Source organism: Paraburkholderia acidicola, assembly GCF_002362315.1.
GTDB classification, from domain to species: Bacteria; Pseudomonadota; Gammaproteobacteria; order Burkholderiales; family Burkholderiaceae; genus Paraburkholderia; species Paraburkholderia acidicola.
Genome location: NZ_MTZV01000011.1, coordinates 1 through 1,670, shown reverse-complemented (window position 1 = coordinate 1,670; position 1,670 = coordinate 1). Strand labels below are relative to the sequence as shown.

1 protein-coding gene is annotated in these 1,670 nt (G+C 71.4%); it reads left to right on the top strand.

The annotated features are described in order from the left end of the window. The coding region (locus tag BWP39_RS31360) for a non-ribosomal peptide synthetase (RefSeq protein WP_133116998.1) at positions 1–1,670 on the top strand (1,670 nt) is incomplete at both ends.

Here is a 1,670-nt window from a genome sequence, read left to right as displayed (position 1 = left end):
CTGTACCAGGAAGGCGAGTACGAGCTGGTGCTGGAAGTGCGCCGGCGCGCGCAGGGCTACGGGCTGTACCTGAAGTACGACCCGACGCTGTGGGACGAGGCGACGCTCGCGCGCTGGCTGGGGCACTACGTGCGGCTGCTGGAAGGGGTGCTGGCCGATGGCCAGCGGCGGCTGGGGGACTACGCACTGCGCGACGGGGCGGAGCGGGTGCAGATGGCGGGCTGGCAGGGCAGCGAACGTGGCTGGGCGCTGACGCCGGTGCCGGCGCTGTTTGCGCGGCAGGTGGAGGCGGCGGCGCAGGCGCTTGCGGTGAGCGACGCGCAGCAGGGCTGGAGCTATGGCGAACTGGCGCGACGCAGTGCGGAAGTGGCGCAGCGGCTGCGTGCGCAGGGACTGGGGGCGGGGTCGGTGGTGGGGGTGTGCCAGGGGCGCAGTGTGTGGCTGCTGGCGAGTGTGCTGGGGATCTGGCAGGCGGGGGCGGCGTATGTGCCGCTGGACCCAGGGTATCCGGCGGAGCGGCTGGGCTACATGCTGGAGGACAGCGGAGCGGCAGCGGTGCTGAGCGACGCGACGCATCGGCAGCAGGTCGAGGCGCTGGCAGGGGGCGTGCCGGTGTGGGCGGTGGATGAGCCGTGGACAGGATCGTCGACAGCGAACCTGGAGAGCCCGCAGGCCCAGGATCTGGCGTACGTGCTGTACACGTCCGGGAGCACGGGCCGTCCGAAGGGCGTACGGATCAGCCACGGGGCGTTGAGCAACTTCCTGCAGTCGATGGCCGAAGCCCCCGGGCTGAAGGCCGGCGAGCGGCTGCTGGCGGTGACGACGGTCAGCTTCGATATCGCGGGTCTGGAGCTGTACCTGCCGCTGATCGTGGGTGGAGAGTGCGTGCTGTGCGCGGCGGACGTGGCGCGGGACGGCCGGCAACTGAAGGCGGAGCTGGAACGGGTGCGCCCGGACCTGATGCAGGCGACGCCAGCGACGTGGTCGATGCTGTTCCACGCGGGCTGGCGCAATGAGGCGGGGCTGAAGGTGCTGTGCGGTGGCGAGGCGCTGCCGGCGCGACTGAAGCAGCGCTTCGATGAGCTGGGTACGACGGTATGGAACCTGTACGGCCCGACGGAGACGACGATCTGGTCGACGCTGGCGAGGCTCACCGCGCAGGAGACGATCCACATCGGTCGCCCGATCGCGAACACACAGGCGTATGTGCTGGACGGGGCTGGTCACGAGCAGCCGGTGGGGATCGTGGGGGAGCTGTATCTGGGGGGAGCGGGACTGGCGCAGGGCTATCACGGCCAGCCGGAGCGGACGGCGGCGGCGTTCATCGACCACGCGCTGGGCCGGCTGTACCGCACGGGAGATCTGGCGCGCTGGCGGGCGGATGGCCAGCTGGAACACTGTGGGCGTGCGGACCAGCAGGTGAAGGTGAACGGGCACCGGGTGGAGCCGGGCGAGATCGAGGCGTTGCTGGAGCAGTCGGGACTGGTGCGGCAGGCGGCGGTGGTGCTGCGGGAGGGGGCGCACGGGTCGCAGCTGGCGGCGTGGTGTGTGCCGGTGGAGCAGACGCAGGGCGACGGATGGCTGGAGTCGGAGCAGGTGCGGGCCCTGCAGGGGTGGCTGGGAGAGCGGGTACCGGGGTATATGCAGCCGGCGATCTGGCTGGGCACGGC